Origin of the sequence: Nitrobacter winogradskyi, from assembly GCF_006539545.1 — a bacterium.
In the GTDB taxonomy this organism is placed as follows: domain Bacteria; phylum Pseudomonadota; class Alphaproteobacteria; order Rhizobiales; family Xanthobacteraceae; genus Nitrobacter; species Nitrobacter winogradskyi_A.
Genome location: NZ_BJNF01000021.1, coordinates 1 through 16,328 on the forward strand (window position 1 = coordinate 1; position 16,328 = coordinate 16,328).

A 16,328-nucleotide genomic window follows, 5' to 3' on the forward strand; every position below is an offset into this window, starting at 1 on the left:
TGACCTAGTGGACAGGTCCGCTAGCCTCACCCATGCAATAATGTTGTTCCTACAGCCTCCAAGAAGAGCGGTATCGGCTGTTTCATCGTCGTCTGCGATCACGCCCTCGGAGGTTGTAGCAGCTGTTTCGACCTACTAGACTTGGAACGCACGACACGCGGACCGCCGCACGATCCAAAGCACCGCTTCGATAAACATGCGGTTGTCGCGGCCCGACGAGCCGCGCGTACACTCGTCGCCGATGATGTGCTGCGATATCCGCTGCCACTGATCATCCCGAAGGATCAGTGCCTTCCGGAGCTCATTTTTGATCTACGCGCCCGTGAAGGGCACGACCATCCGCCTCCCGAACCTTCATGAGGACATGGAGGTTTCGATCCACGCGCCCGTGAAGGACGCGACTAACGCGCGAGTGTTGCTTCCAATTGGTCGACGAGTTTCGATCCACGCGCCCGTGAAGGACGCGACATGCGGCCCCTTGAGAGGCGACCGCCGTATAGACGTTTCGATCCACGCGCCCGTGAAGGACGCGACCCTACGTCTCAAGCGAGAGAAAGCCGTCGCCAATGTTTCGATCCACGCGCCCGTGAAGGACGCGACTGCCTGACCATAATGCATTCTCTCCCCGGAGAAATCTTGTTCCCTGGCGCGAATCGACGATTTAGCCGAGTATAGATGAGCGCTGGTGGTCAGTCTTTACCGGATAATTGAACGATTTGAATGACTTCGCTAGAGCGCGAACCGGCCCATAAAATGTCGCATGCTTAGGGTTCGCGCGGGCTTGAAGTCAAACAATCAACGCGCCACCAAGATCGGCCGCAGGCTTCGCGCCGACATGCTCGACACGCCGTTGCCAGTTCGCACCAAGGTAGTAATAGCGAAGGCTGTCGTGCTCTGGCTTAATCAAGCTTTCGAGCTTCGCGCGCAGTCTGACCCATTGCGCCGGATCGACCTCGATCTCGAACACAGAGAACTGCACACGCTGCCCATAATCGCGGCAAGTCTTGGCAACGCGCCGCAAGCGCGCTGCGCCACCAGGCTCAGCCGTGCGAACATCATAAGTCACAAGCACAAGCATGACGCCCCTCGCCAGCGATGGCTAGAGCAATTGAAACTACCATCTTCAGATCGCCCCTCATTTCCAAAACCAAGGCGGATAAGCATCGAGATCGCCTCGTAAATGTCGCGCCAGAAGCTGCGCCTGCAAATGGGGGACGAGTCCGAGCGGAGCGGCCTCATCAAGGAACGGATGGCGACGCTCCTCCTTCTTGCGCTCCTGCCATGCGGTCAACACCGTGCGACGCCCCGCGTCGGAGAGCAATACCGCGCCGCCATCACGGGTTTCAAAATCACGGCTCCGCAACTGGCGGCGGTTGATAAGTGAAAGCGCCAGCCGATCTGCCAGAATGGGACGCAATTCTTCATCAGATCGAGCGCTAGACTGGGGCGACCTGGACGGTCACGATGCAAAAAGCCAACGGCAGGATCGAGCCCGACGCCTTCCGCAGCGCTGCGACAATCATTAGTCAGCAGTGTGTAAAGAAAGGACAGCAGGGCGTTTACTGGATCGAGCGGCGGACGGCGGCTGCAGCCGCTAAAGCATATCTCGGGATCTGGCGAGCGCACTAGATCGCCGAAAACGGAGAAATAGCCCTGCGCAGCCTCACCCTCGGCACCGCGCAAAACATCGACCCCTTCGTTGGTAAACGCAACCCACCGCAGAATGCGGGCGAGCCGATCCACAACGCCGCAGATTCTTGCGCGCTGATCCGTGGCCATCTCCCCGCTGTAATCACGCAGCGCCCGCTGCAGCACGGCGCGCTGATTAGCGACCTTGGCCGAGACGATACTTCGCACGATCTCATCCGGCTGATCGGAGGCGCGATACTGCGCGCGGCGCAATAGCACGTTGCCACTGACCGGCCCTTCGATGCGCGCCTGAAAGCGGCCGGCGCGATCGAGCAGGACGATCGTCACTCCGAGCACAGCAAGCGCCTGCATCAGCGGCGGCGACACGAAAATGCCGCCGAACACCACCAACGAACTCATCATGTGGAAAGGCACGCGGGCGCGCTCGATGCCATCGAGTTCCGCCACCAGATTCTCGCCGTCCTTTCGCAGCGAGGCACCTTCGCTAGTGACATAGACGGTGTTGAGAAGTTTCTTCATGACGCGACTTCGTCGCGCCCAAGAGCAGCATCGATTTCGCGAGCGCGAAAGCCCAGCGCGGATTTCGCGCTCGCTTTCGGCCGGCACAATTCGAGCAGCGAACAGGCGCGGCAGCGATCCGCACGATAAACTGCTGGCGGCGTACAACCAGTGACGAATAACGCGCCAAACTGCGATGCGGCTTCTTCTGTGAGACGTCGCAACTCAGTATCGAACAACACAACGACCCGCCGCTTGGTTGTAGCATAGAAGAGCGCGCCCTCGGGCACCGGTTTTCCGGTCATCTCTTCCAGGCAAAGACCTTGCGCGCAAAGTTGCACCTCATCGGCACGATGCGACTTGGCTTTGCCGCGCTTGTACTCGACCGGATAAGCAGTTTCAGCGTTCGGGCCAGCATGAAACTCAACGAGATCGGCAACGCCGACCAGATTGAGCCGACGACAGACCAACGGCAACGCCATAACACGGCGGACTTGTCCGCGCTTTCGATTCGCCGGCTCGTGCGGCACCTCGTGCAGCACACGCCCTTCGGCCGTGAAGCGGTTTTCCGCCCACAGCCGCTCGATATGAATGAGTGCAGCCTGACGCAAGCAATAAACCGCATGCTGAAGCGCAGAGAGCGGGATCGGATCGTCGAGTTCCTGCATCTCTCCCCCACGCCGTCAGAACAACTCGACGATCTCGATCCCTTCCGGCAGGCTGTCGCGGTTCACGTCCACGTCGTAGTCCGCAAAACGCCGCGCGGGAGCGTAGTTGCTGAGACGATCGCTGCCCGGCTCAAGGAGTTCATCACCAATCTTGCGCCGCACCTGCACCCGATCGAACAATGCCTGTGCATGCGCATTGCCGAGCGCCGAAGCATGCTTGAATGCGATGCCGCGCCGCGACGACATTTCACCGCGCGCCGCTGAGCGATCATGCTCAAACATCGTTCCCAGGCTCTCGAACAAATGGGCAAGGTCAGCCTCACCAAATCCGGTTCGCTCCGCAAGCTTGGCGTTGACAAACATATGGGCACGGTAAAGCCCGTAGGGCACGATATGCTTGCGGCCCATGGTGCGGTTCTCGGTGCGCTCGTCGCCCTCATCGCCCTTCTCGCGGGCGGCCTTTTCCTTTTCGCTGGTGGCCGCCATGCGGGTGATGGAGATCTCGAGCGGCATGATCGGCTCGATCGAACTTGCGAAGGTGACCTGCACCGGCCCGCGTACCTGGCCGGCATTGATGCCGGTGCTCATCACCGCGCCAAAGGTACGGACATCAAAGAAATTATCGCACATGAATTTTGTAAGCTCTCTCGATTCCTCGACGCTCTGAGGGTTGAGCTTGCCGGCCTTCGTTTTGTCGCTGTCACCGCGAACCGCCTTGTAGGCCTCTCGATGCTGCTCGTTGAGGATCGAACCTTCCTGCACGTAGATGCGGTAACCCGGCTGCCCGCCCTTCGTTAATTCGGTGTAGTTGCGGATCTTGCGCTTCAGCGAGACATCGCTGACCAACCCCTTGTTGGTCTCGGGATCCATGCGTGGCAAATTGCCGGCGTCGGGGTCGCCGTTCGGATTGCCATTGGTGACGTCGAACAGAAACACGAGATCGTAGCGGTTAGCGAGTGCGGTCATCAGGAGTCCTCCCCAGGAGTGGCTTTGTCGAATTTGCGAAAGAACTCGTTACGCTGGTGGTAATACCCCAGTCCGAACAGAGCCTGACTCTTGTCCGGCAGGCTCGCGGGAAACGGATCGTGGCCCGGCGACATCAGTTCCATGATCGCACCAACGGTCTTTTCGAGGTTGACCTTGAGACCGGGTCTTTGCTTGCCGATTTTGGACAGGTGGTTGGCCGATCCCGCATCCAGCATCCGGAAGACCTTGCGCGGCTGAGCCGCAGCCGAACCGTAGAACTTGTCCTTGATTGTGGCGTTGACGCTGCGGCCGAGCGCAAAAACTTGAATCTGTTCGTACACGGCGAACAACCGCCCGAGCAAATAGCCGGACTCCTTGCTAGTCAGATCGAGCGACACCGGCGCCTCCTTTTCCATTCCAAAATTCTTGATGAGAACCGACTTGAGCATGGCGACGCGCAAGGCGTTGACATCGTAGTCGGCGCGCAGGCGCATGATCAGCGTCGACAATAGCGTGAGGGGATAGGGCGTATCGGTCAGGACGGCACGAAGCCACTCGCCGGCGAGATTGGGCTGGACGTTTTCTGATTTACGCAACACCGCGGTCTCGATCAGCATCCGCCAGATCGAGGGCGTCTGCTCCCGGGGTGGCGGATCGATCCGCATCCGCTCCAGATGCCGGAGGTAGCGCTCGGCGATGACGCCGAAATCCTCCTCGATATAGAAGCGCACGGACAGACGCGCCGCGTTGGGCGCCAGCCCGAGCACAAAGAAACGGACGCCCGGCGCCACCGGCTTGAACTCCGCGATAGGCCGACCTTCGCGCAGCCTGGCGAGAATACCCTCCACCTTCTTTTCCTCAACCGCATCCGCCTGCTTCTCATCGACGAGGCCGCGAAAGAAACTTTCCGCATCTGCCGCAGCGGTGGCGTCGGAGGCATCGGCCCAGAATACGGTCGAAGCGTCTCCGACCTGAATCCGATGGCCACTATCGCGTTCGAGAAAGCGGTTCAGTGCCGAGGTGTAGGCAAAGGCAGCCGCCTCCGACACCGGCGCGTTAGCGCCCTGCACATGACCGTAGGACGTGAATGATTCCTGCTGGAACGAGACAATCGAGGCGCCGGCCGTTTGCGCACCCCAAACGCCCTTGATCGACGGGTGCAGCCGCGCCACTGCCGCGCGGCTACCGGTGATGAGGCAAACCGCCTCGTCCTTCTGACCTGCTGCCGACAGGACCGCCCACAGATCGCGCGCGGCCGGGCGGTCATGAATCCTCACTTCATCGAGCCGTTCGCTTTCAAGCGCGAAGACGATATTCTGGTCTTTCATCTCCTCCGGCCAGCCGAGTTCTACGAACCGTTCGGGCATCCAGCTTTCGAGAAAACGCCAAAGCGCCTGCAACCCCTCATCGTCCGAAGACGCAAGCCGATCACGATGGCTGCTCACGAAATCTTCGTGCTCGCGCGCGGCGCTCTTTCCCTCGGCCGCCGTGACTCCCAGCACGTAAGCGGTCTTGTCCCACAAGAAATTGGATGCGATACCCGACGTGCGCTTCACCGGTTGTGGCACTGCCATCAGGCGCGCCGCTTTCTTCTTGCCCTCGTTCTGACGCAAGTCGATCGGATCGTGCGCGAGCGTGCCGTCCGGATTCAATGAAATCAGAAAACTGATCTTCTGCCGGCTGTAGCCATAGGCCGGAAGTTCACCGCGCGCGGTCATGCGGTCATAGGCACGGACCAGCGAGGCAAGCGCGCTCATCGCCGGATCTCCGGCGAACCCGGCGGGGGCACTTTCATCACGCCTTTATCCAGCGTGGCGCGAAAAAACATTGAGCCACGATCCCCCGCATGATCGATGTCGTAAAGCATGAAGCCGAGATCGCGTGTTTCGCCGATAGCAGGGTGCGCCGCAGCATCTGCCTCGATCAATTCGAACTGCGCGGGAAATTCGCGCGTGCCCAGACACGGCTGATGGAAGCACTGGCCTTTGAGGGCGCGCCGACGGAAAATCTCAAGATGCTTTCCTTCGTTGTCGTCGGCGCCAGCCTTCGCGGTCAGCGCAAATCGCGCGCAGATCACGTAGGCAACGTCGACCAGCACGGTGGACGCGCGCTGCTGCCGGCTATCCTCGATGGCAAGTCCCAGAGTGCCGATATTCCCGGTCCGCATCGCGGCGGCGACCGCCCGCGACGGGATTTTGGCACCAACCTCGTTGCGCCGGATCGATTGGAAACGGATCGGCTCGAGGACATGAATCTCGTCAACGATCCATTGGATCGCCGGCTTCCAATGAATCGCCTCAAGAATTCCGCGGGCGGCGGATGGCGTCATCACATCGTAGCTGACGCGCTCCGATTTCATCTCCGGACGCGTAAACAGCGCCCATTGCCCCGCTACGCGCAGACGAATTCCGTAAGCCATCCCCAACCCCAGATTGTTTTTGGGTCCTTCTCATCCGTATCCGAGAGTTTCACTTAGATTGGAACGAATCAAGAACTAATTTGGCAGAAATGCGATCCGACCGTCGAGATTTGCTCCAACCTCAAATCGGGGGAGCGACTCGCCCCGCAACTGCGTCACAGTCTGCGTACAGATGCAGACTAAGTTTATCGAACTATATGATTCCGCCGAACCCCAGTTCATCACCCCTTTCCCACAACAGGCCGGTTTCCCGCGAATAAAGGCTCTCGGTCATCAGCACCGCGAACTGATCGCCGAAGCCTTCGACAAATCTGACATGGCCATTGCCAAGTAATAACCGACGATCGCGCGGCCGCACCTGCACGACAAAGTTCTGTAATTCGCGCGCGGCCATACCCGGCGGCATTCCGCCTTTGAGTGCCACCAGCGTCGCTTTCGCCTGGTCATCGACCGCGATGATCACCGGCGCCATGCCGCTTTCAATCAGACGAAATTCTTCCGCAACACTACGATAGGCAAAGTCGGTCTTGTCTCCAACTCCGATCAAAAAACGTTGCATGACGGCGCGCTTGTCCAAACCCTTGTCCTTGCGCCAATAGACCTCACGGAAATAGGCCTCGATCGCCCGCGGAGAAAACAGATCGCTACGGTGCTCGCGCAAAATCCGCGAGGTATCGTCGATCAATCCGGCGATCTCCGGCGGCGGCTTGGCCTCCGCCGGCTCGAAGATGGTGACGATGCTGTCCCTGACGAGCCGACGACCTTCTCGATTGCAGCGCCCCGCCGCTTGCATCATCTGATCGAGCCCGGCTTGCGCACGCCACACACGTGGAAAATCGATATCGACGCCGGCCTCAACCAGCGACGTTGCGACGACGCGGCAAAGTTGGCCGTGGGTCAAACGCTGGCGCGCATCAGCGAGGATGACTCGCCGGTCCGCCGCGGTCTGCCGCGTCGTCAGATGAATGAGCCCGGCGAGACCGGCCGCCTCGCAGGCCTGATAGAGCATCAACGCGTGTTGCCGGCTGTTGACGATGACCAGACCCTGCTCGACAGCAGCCATCTCATGGACCAGATCGTCATCGGTCATGGTACCGGCGAGACGTTCCGTGGTGCGTTTCAGTTCGCGGTGCAATCGTGGCGGATCGGGCGCCAATTCACGCTCGTCAGGGTCGACGATCTGAAAACCACCATCGAATGACGGCGCGATCAGCGCCGGTTGCGTCGCCGTGCATAGCACGATAGTGCAGCCATAATTGAGCGCCAGTTCATCGAGTACGGCGACGCAAGGCTTCAGGACATGAAGCGGGATGGTCTGCGCTTCATCGAGGATAATGACGGCGTTGGCGAGATTGTGCAGCTTGCGGCACCGTGAGGTTCGGCTGGCGAACAGACTCTCGAGCAATTGCACATTGGTGGTGACAACCACCGGCGCCGGCCAGTTTTCCATCGCAAGGCGCAGTCTGGCATCGGAGATGCCGTCGCGAAACTCATCGTCCTTTGACGATGTCTGCTCGATCGAGGCGTGATGCTCAAGAATCACGTTATTGCCGAGGACCTCGCGAAAAATCGACGCGGTCTGCTCGATGATCGACGTAAACGGAATGGAATAGATGATCCGCTCCATACCCCAGCGTTTGGCGTGATCGAGGGCGAAACCCAGCGAGGCAAGTGTCTTGCCGCCGCCGGTCGGCACGTTCAACGTGAAGACACCACGCGGCAGCGCCGCCCTGGCGCGCACATGGGTCAGAATTTCACCGCGCAATTGGTTGAGTGGCGTCAGGGCTGCGCTACGCTGCTTGTCCGCCATATAGGCATCAAAGGCGGCGATCAGCCGATCCATCTGATCCGGCAGCTTAGGCCACTCGCGATCGATCTCGTTCCCATCGACCGAGGCATAAAACGCCTCGGTCTCCAGAAAGTCAGCGTCGACGAGACAGGAAAAAATCATCCGACCGAGCAAAGCGGCCTGGAAGGCGTGCCGGCCATCGCGCCGCCACGTGAAGTCCTTGGGCATCAGCTCCGTCGCGTCGAAATCGACCTCGCGGCGCCAGCGCGCGTCGAGCGGCTCGAGCGGCTTCTCGAAACGATCGGCCAGCGTGCTGGCATCGCCGGATTTATCGGGCAGCCCGGCGTGATGGCCGGCGATGGCATAGGCAATCAATTCGGCCATCAGGCCGTCGCCCTCTTTCAGGCCGAGCGCGATAACTTCTTTCGCACCGGCGGTCGAGTGATCGACGCCGCCGGGCCCACGATGGCTGATATAGTTCTGAAAAGCCGCCGCGTATTTGCCAAGATCGTGCAGCCAACCGGCAAGCGCCGCCGCTCTACCCGCACCGAATTTATCGCCGCGCGCGGCCGCAAGTCGCGTAACCTGCTGCAGATGATCGGCCAGCCTTTGCCAGTCCGAGCCATCGGTGTTTTTCGTTGAGTGAGCGTAGTACAAAACTTCTCCCAACTTTAGTCGGCAAAAAGAGATGACATAGGCAACGTTTTTTGAGCCCTGTGCGGTCTCGTGTTCGAACGCTACTGCTTCCGATCGCTCTCAACTTCCTAGACATCACGCAATGCTCTTCGTTCTATGCGACTCCGTAGTTCTTTCGTTTTGGAGCGATCAAGGTCCATGAGGCGGCCACCCCGCTCGTAAAACCCTAGCGCACTGCCACCAGGGCCACGCGGTAGTTTTATTCTACGATCTCCAAGCCGAGTCTCTGTAAAACGGGAATTCTTCAATGAATCCATAGAGACTTTAAACTGCTTTCGGGAATATGGCGGTTTCGAACACCGGTCTCTGTGGGGCGCGCTACTCACAAAAACCCCTAATTATCGGGGTTTTTTGGCACAAAAGAAGAAAATTCTCCAAATTCCCCACTGCATGGCTGGGGCGGGAGGGATCGAACCTCCGAATGGGGGAATCAAAATCCCCTGCCTTACCGCTTGGCTACGCCCCAACGGCCCGAAATGCGCGAACCATGGTCTCGCGAACTCTCGAGTCCCGACGATCTACAGATAGTGCCTTACCTTTTCAACCGGCCGGAGACGCCTGACAGCGGTTTGACCCAGTTCAATCCGCCTTCCCGTTATGGGAATGGCCGCCCAAACCCGAGCGCGTCCTTCAGACGGACCGCATCCCGCCTGCCTGAGAAGGTTGAGAGCCGCGCGGTTTCGTGGAAAAACTGGTTATGACTAACATTTTGACAGGAGACCCGTCCTCCTGTCAGGCCCTTGCTCGCGAGGCACCATCATGACCTATCGCGCACCGATCAGCGACATGCTGCTCGCCCTCGACGGTGCCGGGCTCCGGGCCGCGGTCGAGGCCAGCTATTATGGAGATTTCGATACCGAAATCACCGCTGCGGTGCTGGAGGAAGCCGGCCGTTTCGCGAGCGAAGTGCTGGCGCCGCTCAACCGCGCCGGCGACCGGCACGGCGCGCGGCTGCAAGACGGCCGCGTGACGACAGCGCCGGGATGGGCCGATGCCTACAGACGCTGGACGGCGGCGGGATGGAACGCGGTCTCGGGGCCGGAGGATTTCGGCGGACAGGGGCTGCCGCTTGCCATCAACGCCGCCTGCACCGAAATCTGGAGCGCGGCGAACACCGCCTTCGGCCTGTGCCCGCTGCTGACGCTCAGCGCGATCGAAGCCCTCGCCGCGCATGGCAGCGACACGCTGAAGACCATCTATCTCGGAAAGCTGGTGTCCGGCGAATGGACCGGCACGATGCAACTGACCGAGCCGCAGGCGGGCTCGGATGTCGGCACGCTGCGCAGCCGGGCCGAGCGCGCATCCGACGGCAGCTATCGGATCTTCGGCACCAAGATCTTCATCACCTATGGCGACCACGACATGACCGACAACATCGTGCATTTCGTGCTTGCGCGACTGCCCGATGCGCCTGACGGCACCAGGGGAATTTCCCTGTTCCTGATTCCAAAATTCCTCGTCGGCGCGGACGGCTCGCTTGGCGCACGCAACGACATCCACGCCAGCGGCATCGAGCACAAGCTCGGCATCCACGGCTCGCCGACCTGCACCATGACCATGGGCGATAACGGCGGCGCGATCGGCCATCTGATCGGCGAGGAAAATCGTGGCATGCGGTGCATGTTCACGATGATGAATCAGGCCCGGCTCTGTGTCGGCCTCGAGGGCGTCGGCATCGCCGAACGCGCCTGCCAGCAGGCGCTCGCTTATGCGCGGGAGCGCAGGCAGGGCCGCGCCGTCGGCGCGTCGGATGGCATGAGCCCCATCATCGCCCATCCCGACGTCAAGCGCATGCTGATGCAGATGCGCGCGCTCACCGCCGCGGCCCGCGCCATCTGCTACGCCACCGCCGTTTCACTGGATGTGGCGGCGCGCGCGGCCGATCCTGACGTGCGCACGGCCGCCGCCGCGCGCGGCGCGCTGCTGACGCCGATCGCAAAGGCCTTTTCGACGGACATCGGCAACGAGGTCGCATCGTTAGGCATTCAGGTCCACGGCGGCATGGGCTTCATCGAGGAGACAGGCGCGGCGCAGCACTACCGCGACGCCCGCATCACCTCGATCTACGAGGGCACCAACGGCATCCAGGCGATCGATCTGGTGACGCGAAAGCTCGCGGCGGATGACGGCGCGGCAGTGTCGGCGCTGCTCGCCGAACTCTCGGACACTGTCAAGCGCGTGGAAGCCTCGAACGATCCCGCGTTCGGCACGACTGGCGAGAGACTGCGCGATGCGCTTGGGTCGCTCGAGCGCGCGGGCAAATGGCTGCTGGAGCGGCTGTCGTCGTCGCCGAACGATGCGCTGGCAGGCGCCACGCCTTATCTGAGGCTGTTCGGGTCGACGCTCGGCGGCTGCAAGCTCGCGGCGGAAGCGCTCGCGGCGTACCAGTCCAGCGCGGAATTCGGCGACCCTCGCCGTTATGTTACGCTGGCGCGCTTCTTCGCCGAGACCATCGCCGTGCAGGCTCCGGCGCTGGAACGCACGGTGATCGACGGCGCTGACGCCGTGAACGGCGCGGACGCGGTTCTGCTGGCCTGAGTTCCGGCGACGCTGGAGCATTTTCCGGCGAAGTGGATGACCTGTTGCCGCAAGAAAATGCGACCAGACAACAAACTGCTAGAGCATGATCCGATCAAGTTGAATCGGATCATGCTCTATAGCGTTTTCGAGCGAAGCATGTTCTCGGGCTTGAGCCCTAAGGATGGATGACCGGCTCGCGTGAAGAAAACGCGTTAAAACATAAAGATAGCGTCCTTCGACGCTTCCATGAAGTGGTGAAGGACTCTATCAGGCCCGATTCCAGGGTGGCTCGGATTCAGGACTTCGCCTACCGTGAGCCGCCATGCCGGATGCCGTTCCGCCGGCAGCCTCGGAGCACAGGATGACAGGCCATCTCCAAGTCAGCGACAACAACGCCACCCGCGTCATCACCATGCGGCGTCCCGAGAAGAAGAACGCGATCACCCGCGACATGTATCGCGCGATGAGCGACGCCATCGACAGCGCGCAGAACGACCCGGTGATCCGCTGCATCGTCATCACCGGTGGCTCCGGCATGTTCACGGCAGGCAACGACCTCGACGATTTCCTCAAGGACGGCACGTCCGGCGACGGGGACGGCGCGCCTGCAGCTTCCGACGCCGTGAAATTCCTCTACTCACTGGCGCGGAACGCCAAGCCGCTGATCGCAGCGGTGGAAGGCATCGCCATCGGCATCGGCACCACCATGCTGTTCCACTGCGACTTCGTGCTCGCCGCCAACTCGGCGACGTTCTCCACCCCTTTCATTCACCTCGGTCTGGTGCCGGAAGGCGCATCGAGCCTGCTCGCGCCACGATCGATCGGATATCAGCGCGCCTTCGCCATGCTGGTGATGGGGCGCACGCTCGGCGCAGATGAGGCGCGCGAGGCGGGGTTCGTCAATGCCGTGGTCGCGCCGGGCGAGGTCGAGGCCGAGGCCGAAAAGGTTGCGCGGGAAATCTGCGCACTGCCGGCGGAGGCCGTCGCGCTGTCCCGCAAGCTCCTGAAACCGTCGCCGGAGGAACTGACGCGTCGGATCGACCTCGAAAGCCGCCTGTTCAGAGAGCGGTTGCGCTCGGAAGAAGCGATCGCCGCATTCGAGGCGTTCTTTGCGCGCAAGAAGCGATAACGCGGACTTTCGGAACCGGGCGCAACCCGGTACATTGACTTTCGCTGCCGCGCGATGCCCGCACGGCGGCCAGGACACCGCATGACCACGCTGGTTCTCACGCATGCCGCCAGTTTCGATCATCTGACGCCGCCCGGTCATCCGGAGCGGCCGGATCGGATCCGCGCCATCGATGAGGTGCTGACCGCGGACCACTTCAGGGATCTGGCGCGCGGCGAAGCCCCCCAGGGATCGCTGGATTCTGTCGCCCTCTGCCACAACGAGCATTATATCGCGGAACTCCGGCATCTGTCGCCGGAGAATGGTCTGGTTTATCTCGATAGCGACACATCGATGTCGCCGGGGACCTGGGAAGCCGCGATGCGCGGCGTAGGCGGCGCGATTGCGGCGACCGAAGCCGTCATCGCCGGCCATGCAAGCAACGCATTCGTCGCCACGCGTCCACCCGGACATCATGCCGAGACCGGCAGGGCGATGGGCTTCTGCCTTTTCGATCAGGCCGCGATCGCGGCGCGGCACGCCCAGCGCAAGCACGGGATCGACCGCGTGGCGGTAGTCGACTTCGATGTGCATCATGGCAACGGCACGCAGGATATTTTCTGGGCCGACAGATCGGTCATGTACTGCTCGACGCACCAGATGCCGTTGTTTCCCGGCAGCGGGGCCAGCAGCGAACGCGGCGATCACGACACCATCGTCAATGCGCCGCTGGCGTCCGGCGACGGCGGGGCCAGGTTTCGCGCCGCGTTCGAGAACCTCATCCTTCCCCGGCTCAGGAAATTCGCGCCCGAACTGATCGTCATCTCCGCGGGGTTCGATGCGCATAGCCGCGATCCGCTGGCTACTCTCAATCTCGCCGCGAGCGACTTCGAATGGGTGACCCGCAAGGTGATGGATATCGCTGACGCGACAGCCGGCGGCCGAATTGTCTCGGTGCTCGAGGGCGGTTATGATTTGAAGGCTTTGGGGGAGTCGGTGGCCGCTCATGTCGCCGCTCTGATGGGCGCGTGACACTGTGTCATGATAGTCCGTGTGCCGCGATAGTCCGTGTGTCCTGATAATCCCTGTGCCGCGAAGTCCAGCGAAACCTCATAATCCGCCCAAGCAGATATCCGCCCGAACAGCCGAGCCGGAAAACCAGATGGCCGAAAATGCTCCCGCCGACGTAAAGACGCTGTCCTTCGAACTCGCGATCGAGGAACTCGAATCGATCGTCAAGCGCCTGGAGGACGGCAAGGTCGCGCTCGAGGAATCGGTCACGATCTATGAGCGCGGAGAGGCGCTGAAACGGCGCTGCGAGGAACTGCTGCGCCGGGCGGAAGCCAGGGTGGAGAAAATCACCACCGACGCGTCCGGCCAGGTTACAGGCACCGAGCCGCTCGACGTTCAGTGAGACCGCGCGCCGGTCAATTGACTAAAAGCCCTTTGAATAGATTATCTTTTTGGTCGTTCCGGGACGGCTCGGAAAGCTGAAGGCCATGCCCTACAGCCCACCCGGGCCCCATTGATATTCCACGCCGCTTTCCAGGAACCCTTGAACCCGCCGCAGAGTCTCCCCTACTCAACAGGAGGCTGCCCGTTGGCTTTGGCGGCGGGTTTGGTGTAAATGCTTCCGGAATGATGCCAACCGGCCCGGCAGGTCGGCGCACAAGCGGAGTAAGCGCTTCAAGCAGCTTGCAAAAATGATTGGACGAAGATCCGATAAAGAGTGACCTATATCACAATTCTCCGCCGGAGCCTCCGTTAAACTTCGGATTCAAGCTTCTCGGTTCGGGAGCTTTCACGGCTCTTGAACGTCTGCTGCGTTAAAATACCAGCGTGCGTTCGCCGCTTCCGGATATGCAAAATTGGAAATGTCGCAGTGACCGATTTCAGTAGCACCCCTCTCCTTGACACTATCCGCACGCCCGCCGACCTGCGCAAGCTCAAGGTGGAGCAGGTCCGGCAGGTGGCGGACGAGTTGCGCCTTGAGACCATCGACGCGGTGTCGGTGACGGGGGGGCATTTCGGCGCCGGTCTCGGTGTGGTCGAACTGACCACGGCGATCCACTACATCTTCGATACCCCGCGCGACCGGCTGATCTGGGACGTCGGCCATCAGGCCTATCCGCACAAGATCCTGACCGGCCGGCGCGACCGCATCCGCACGCTGCGCACCGGCGGCGGCCTGTCCGGATTCACCAAGCGCACCGAAAGCGACTACGACCCGTTCGGCGCCGCGCATTCCTCGACCTCGATCTCGGCCAGCCTCGGCATGGCGGTGGCGCGCGATCTCTCCGGCGGCGACAACAACGTCATCGCCGTGATCGGCGACGGCGCGATGTCCGCGGGCATGGCGTATGAGGCGATGAACAATGCCGGCGCCATGAACTCGCGGCTGATCGTCATTCTCAACGACAACGACATGTCGATCGCGCCGCCAGTCGGCGCGATGTCCGCCTATCTGTCACGGCTCTATTCAGGCAAGACCTACCGCTCGCTGCGCGAAGCCGCCAAGCAACTCGGCAAGCACCTGCCGAAAATGATCGCTGACCGCGCCGAGCGCGTCGAGGAATATTCACGCGGCTTCATGACCAACAGCGGCACGCTGTTCGAGGAACTCGGCTTCTATTATGTCGGCCCCATCGACGGCCACAACCTCGACCACCTGCTGCCGGTGCTGAAGAACGTCCGCGACATGGAGAACGGCCCGATCCTGGTTCACGTCGTGACCCAGAAGGGCAAGGGCTATCCGCCCGCCGAGGCCGCCGCCGACAAATATCACGCGGTGGTCAAGTTCGATATCTCGACCGGCGCGCAGTCCAAATCCAAGCCCAACGCGCCCTCCTATCAGAACGTGTTCGGCGCAAGCCTCGTCAAGGAAGCGGAGAAGGACGACAAGATCGTCGCCATCACCGCGGCGATGCCGTCCGGCACCGGCGTCGACATCTTCAACAACGCGTTCCCGGAACGCACCTTCGATGTCGGCATCGCCGAGCAGCATGCGGTGACCTTCGCCGCCGGCCTCGCCACCGAGGGCTACAAGCCGTTCTGCGCGATCTATTCGACATTCCTGCAACGTGGTTACGATCAGGTGGTGCACGACGTGGCGATCCAGTCGCTCCCGGTGCGCTTCGCCATCGACCGCGCCGGCCTCGTCGGCGCCGACGGCGCGACACATGCCGGCTCGTTCGACAACGCTTTTCTCGGCTGCCTGCCGAACATGGTCATCATGGCGGCAGCCGATGAAGCCGAACTGGTGCACATGGTGGCGACGCAGGTCGCCATCAACGACCGCCCCAGCGCGGTGCGCTATCCCCGCGGCGAAGGCCGCGGCGTGGAAATGCCCGAAGTCGGCGTTCCGCTTCCGATCGGCAAGGGCCGCATCGTCCGTCAGGGCAGCAAGATCGCGCTGCTATCCTTCGGCACCCGCCTCGCCGAATGCGAAAAGGCGGCCGACGAGCTTGCCGCGCATGGCCTGTCCACCACCATCGCCGACGCCCGCTTCATGAAGCCGCTGGACGTCGATCTGGTTTTGAAGCTCGCCCGCGACCACGATGTTCTGATCACGATCGAGGAAGGCTCGATCGGCGGCTTCGGCTCGCATGTGTTGCAGACGCTGACGGATAACAGCATGCTGGACAGCGGTCTGGTGCGCGTCCGCTCGATGATCCTGCCGGATGAATTTCTCGACCACGACAACCCGGCCGCGATGTACGGCCGCGCCGGGCTGGACGCCAGCGGCATCGTCGCCAAGGTCTTCGAGGCGCTCGGCAAGGACGTCAACACCGAGACCGTCAAGCTGGCCTGAGCATCACCTGATGCGCTCGCCGTCATTGCGGGCGCGCGACAAAACCGGCTCCTGCCAGTTTTTGCACCGAGCCAGGCTATCCGGCACGGCCGGTGAATACCCGAATTTCTTCGTCGCAAGCGCTTTTCGCGATAAAGGCAGGCTACATCATCGGCGCGCGTCGGAGCGGTTTCCAGCCGGCCTTATAGCGTTTTTGAGCGAAG

The 16,328-nt window shown here is 61.5% G+C and carries 11 protein-coding genes, 1 tRNA gene, 2 pseudogenes and 1 CRISPR repeat array; of the genes and pseudogenes, 5 read left to right on the forward strand and 9 right to left on the reverse strand.

Annotated elements, in window-relative coordinates; all coding sequences use genetic code 11:
- Nucleotides 1–165: 165 nt before the first annotated feature.
- From NWI01_RS04510 to NWI01_RS04550, 9 genes and pseudogenes are all read right to left on the reverse strand, one after another.
- A pseudogene (locus tag NWI01_RS04510) lies at nt 166–288 on the reverse strand (IS5/IS1182 family transposase); the annotation flags it as partial.
- Nucleotides 289–304: 16 nt separating this feature from the next.
- Nucleotides 305–600: direct repeats of the CRISPR family, unit length 32 nt; unit sequence GTTTCGATCCACGCGCCCGTGAAGGACGCGAC.
- A 187-nt stretch (nt 601–787) separates the two neighbouring features.
- Nucleotides 788–1,078, reverse strand: coding sequence for a CRISPR-associated endonuclease Cas2 (cas2, locus tag NWI01_RS04515; RefSeq protein WP_141382746.1), 291 nt, complete (start codon nt 1,076–1,078; stop codon nt 788–790).
- 57 nt (nt 1,079–1,135) lie between these two features.
- Nucleotides 1,136–2,169 (reverse strand): annotated as a pseudogene (gene cas1c, locus NWI01_RS04520) (type I-C CRISPR-associated endonuclease Cas1c).
- Nucleotides 2,166–2,816 (reverse strand): CRISPR-associated protein Cas4, encoded by a 651-nt coding sequence (gene cas4, locus NWI01_RS04525; RefSeq protein ID WP_141382747.1) that lies wholly within the window; start codon nt 2,814–2,816, stop codon nt 2,166–2,168. Before cas4 ends, cas1c begins: the two are co-directional and overlap by 4 nt.
- Before the next feature lie 15 nt (nt 2,817–2,831).
- Nucleotides 2,832–3,782: a type I-C CRISPR-associated protein Cas7/Csd2 gene (gene cas7c / locus NWI01_RS04530; RefSeq protein ID WP_141382748.1), complete on the reverse strand. Its 951-nt coding sequence runs from the start codon at nt 3,780–3,782 to the stop codon at nt 2,832–2,834.
- Complete coding sequence (gene cas8c / locus NWI01_RS04535; protein WP_141382749.1) at nt 3,782–5,539, reverse strand: type I-C CRISPR-associated protein Cas8c/Csd1; 1,758 nt, start codon at nt 5,537–5,539, stop codon at nt 3,782–3,784. The genes cas7c and cas8c overlap by 1 nt, the downstream gene beginning before the upstream one ends.
- Nucleotides 5,536–6,201 carry a type I-C CRISPR-associated protein Cas5c gene (cas5c, locus tag NWI01_RS04540; RefSeq protein WP_141382750.1) on the reverse strand — a complete coding sequence of 222 codons (666 nt, stop codon included), beginning with the start codon at nt 6,199–6,201 and terminating at the stop codon, nt 5,536–5,538. Before cas5c ends, cas8c begins: the two co-directional genes overlap by 4 nt.
- Before the next feature lie 193 nt (nt 6,202–6,394).
- Nucleotides 6,395–8,659 (reverse strand): CRISPR-associated helicase Cas3', encoded by a 2,265-nt coding sequence (cas3, locus tag NWI01_RS04545; RefSeq protein WP_307723455.1) that lies wholly within the window; start codon nt 8,657–8,659, stop codon nt 6,395–6,397.
- Nucleotides 8,660–9,077: 418 nt separating this feature from the next.
- Nucleotides 9,078–9,152 (reverse strand) — tRNA-Gln (locus tag NWI01_RS04550).
- Nucleotides 9,153–9,445: 293 nt separating this feature from the next.
- Between NWI01_RS04550 and NWI01_RS04555 the strand changes: the two genes are divergently transcribed.
- From NWI01_RS04555 to dxs, 5 genes are all read left to right on the forward strand, one after another.
- On the forward strand, nt 9,446–11,224 hold the full coding sequence (locus NWI01_RS04555; protein WP_141382752.1) for an acyl-CoA dehydrogenase: 1,779 nt from the start codon (nt 9,446–9,448) through the stop codon (nt 11,222–11,224).
- A gap of 343 nt (nt 11,225–11,567) precedes the next feature.
- On the forward strand, nt 11,568–12,335 hold the full coding sequence (locus NWI01_RS04560; protein ID WP_141382753.1) for a crotonase/enoyl-CoA hydratase family protein: 768 nt from the start codon (nt 11,568–11,570) through the stop codon (nt 12,333–12,335).
- Nucleotides 12,336–12,416: 81 nt separating this feature from the next.
- Nucleotides 12,417–13,346, forward strand: a complete 930-nt coding sequence (locus NWI01_RS04565; protein ID WP_141382754.1) for a histone deacetylase family protein — start codon at nt 12,417–12,419, stop codon at nt 13,344–13,346.
- Nucleotides 13,347–13,476: 130 nt separating this feature from the next.
- Nucleotides 13,477–13,728: an exodeoxyribonuclease VII small subunit gene (locus NWI01_RS04570; protein WP_141382755.1), complete on the forward strand. Its 252-nt coding sequence runs from the start codon at nt 13,477–13,479 to the stop codon at nt 13,726–13,728.
- A gap of 468 nt (nt 13,729–14,196) precedes the next feature.
- Nucleotides 14,197–16,125 carry a 1-deoxy-D-xylulose-5-phosphate synthase gene (gene dxs / locus NWI01_RS04575; RefSeq protein ID WP_141382756.1) on the forward strand — a complete coding sequence of 643 codons (1,929 nt, stop codon included), beginning with the start codon at nt 14,197–14,199 and terminating at the stop codon, nt 16,123–16,125.
- Nucleotides 16,126–16,328: the final 203 nt, after the last annotated feature.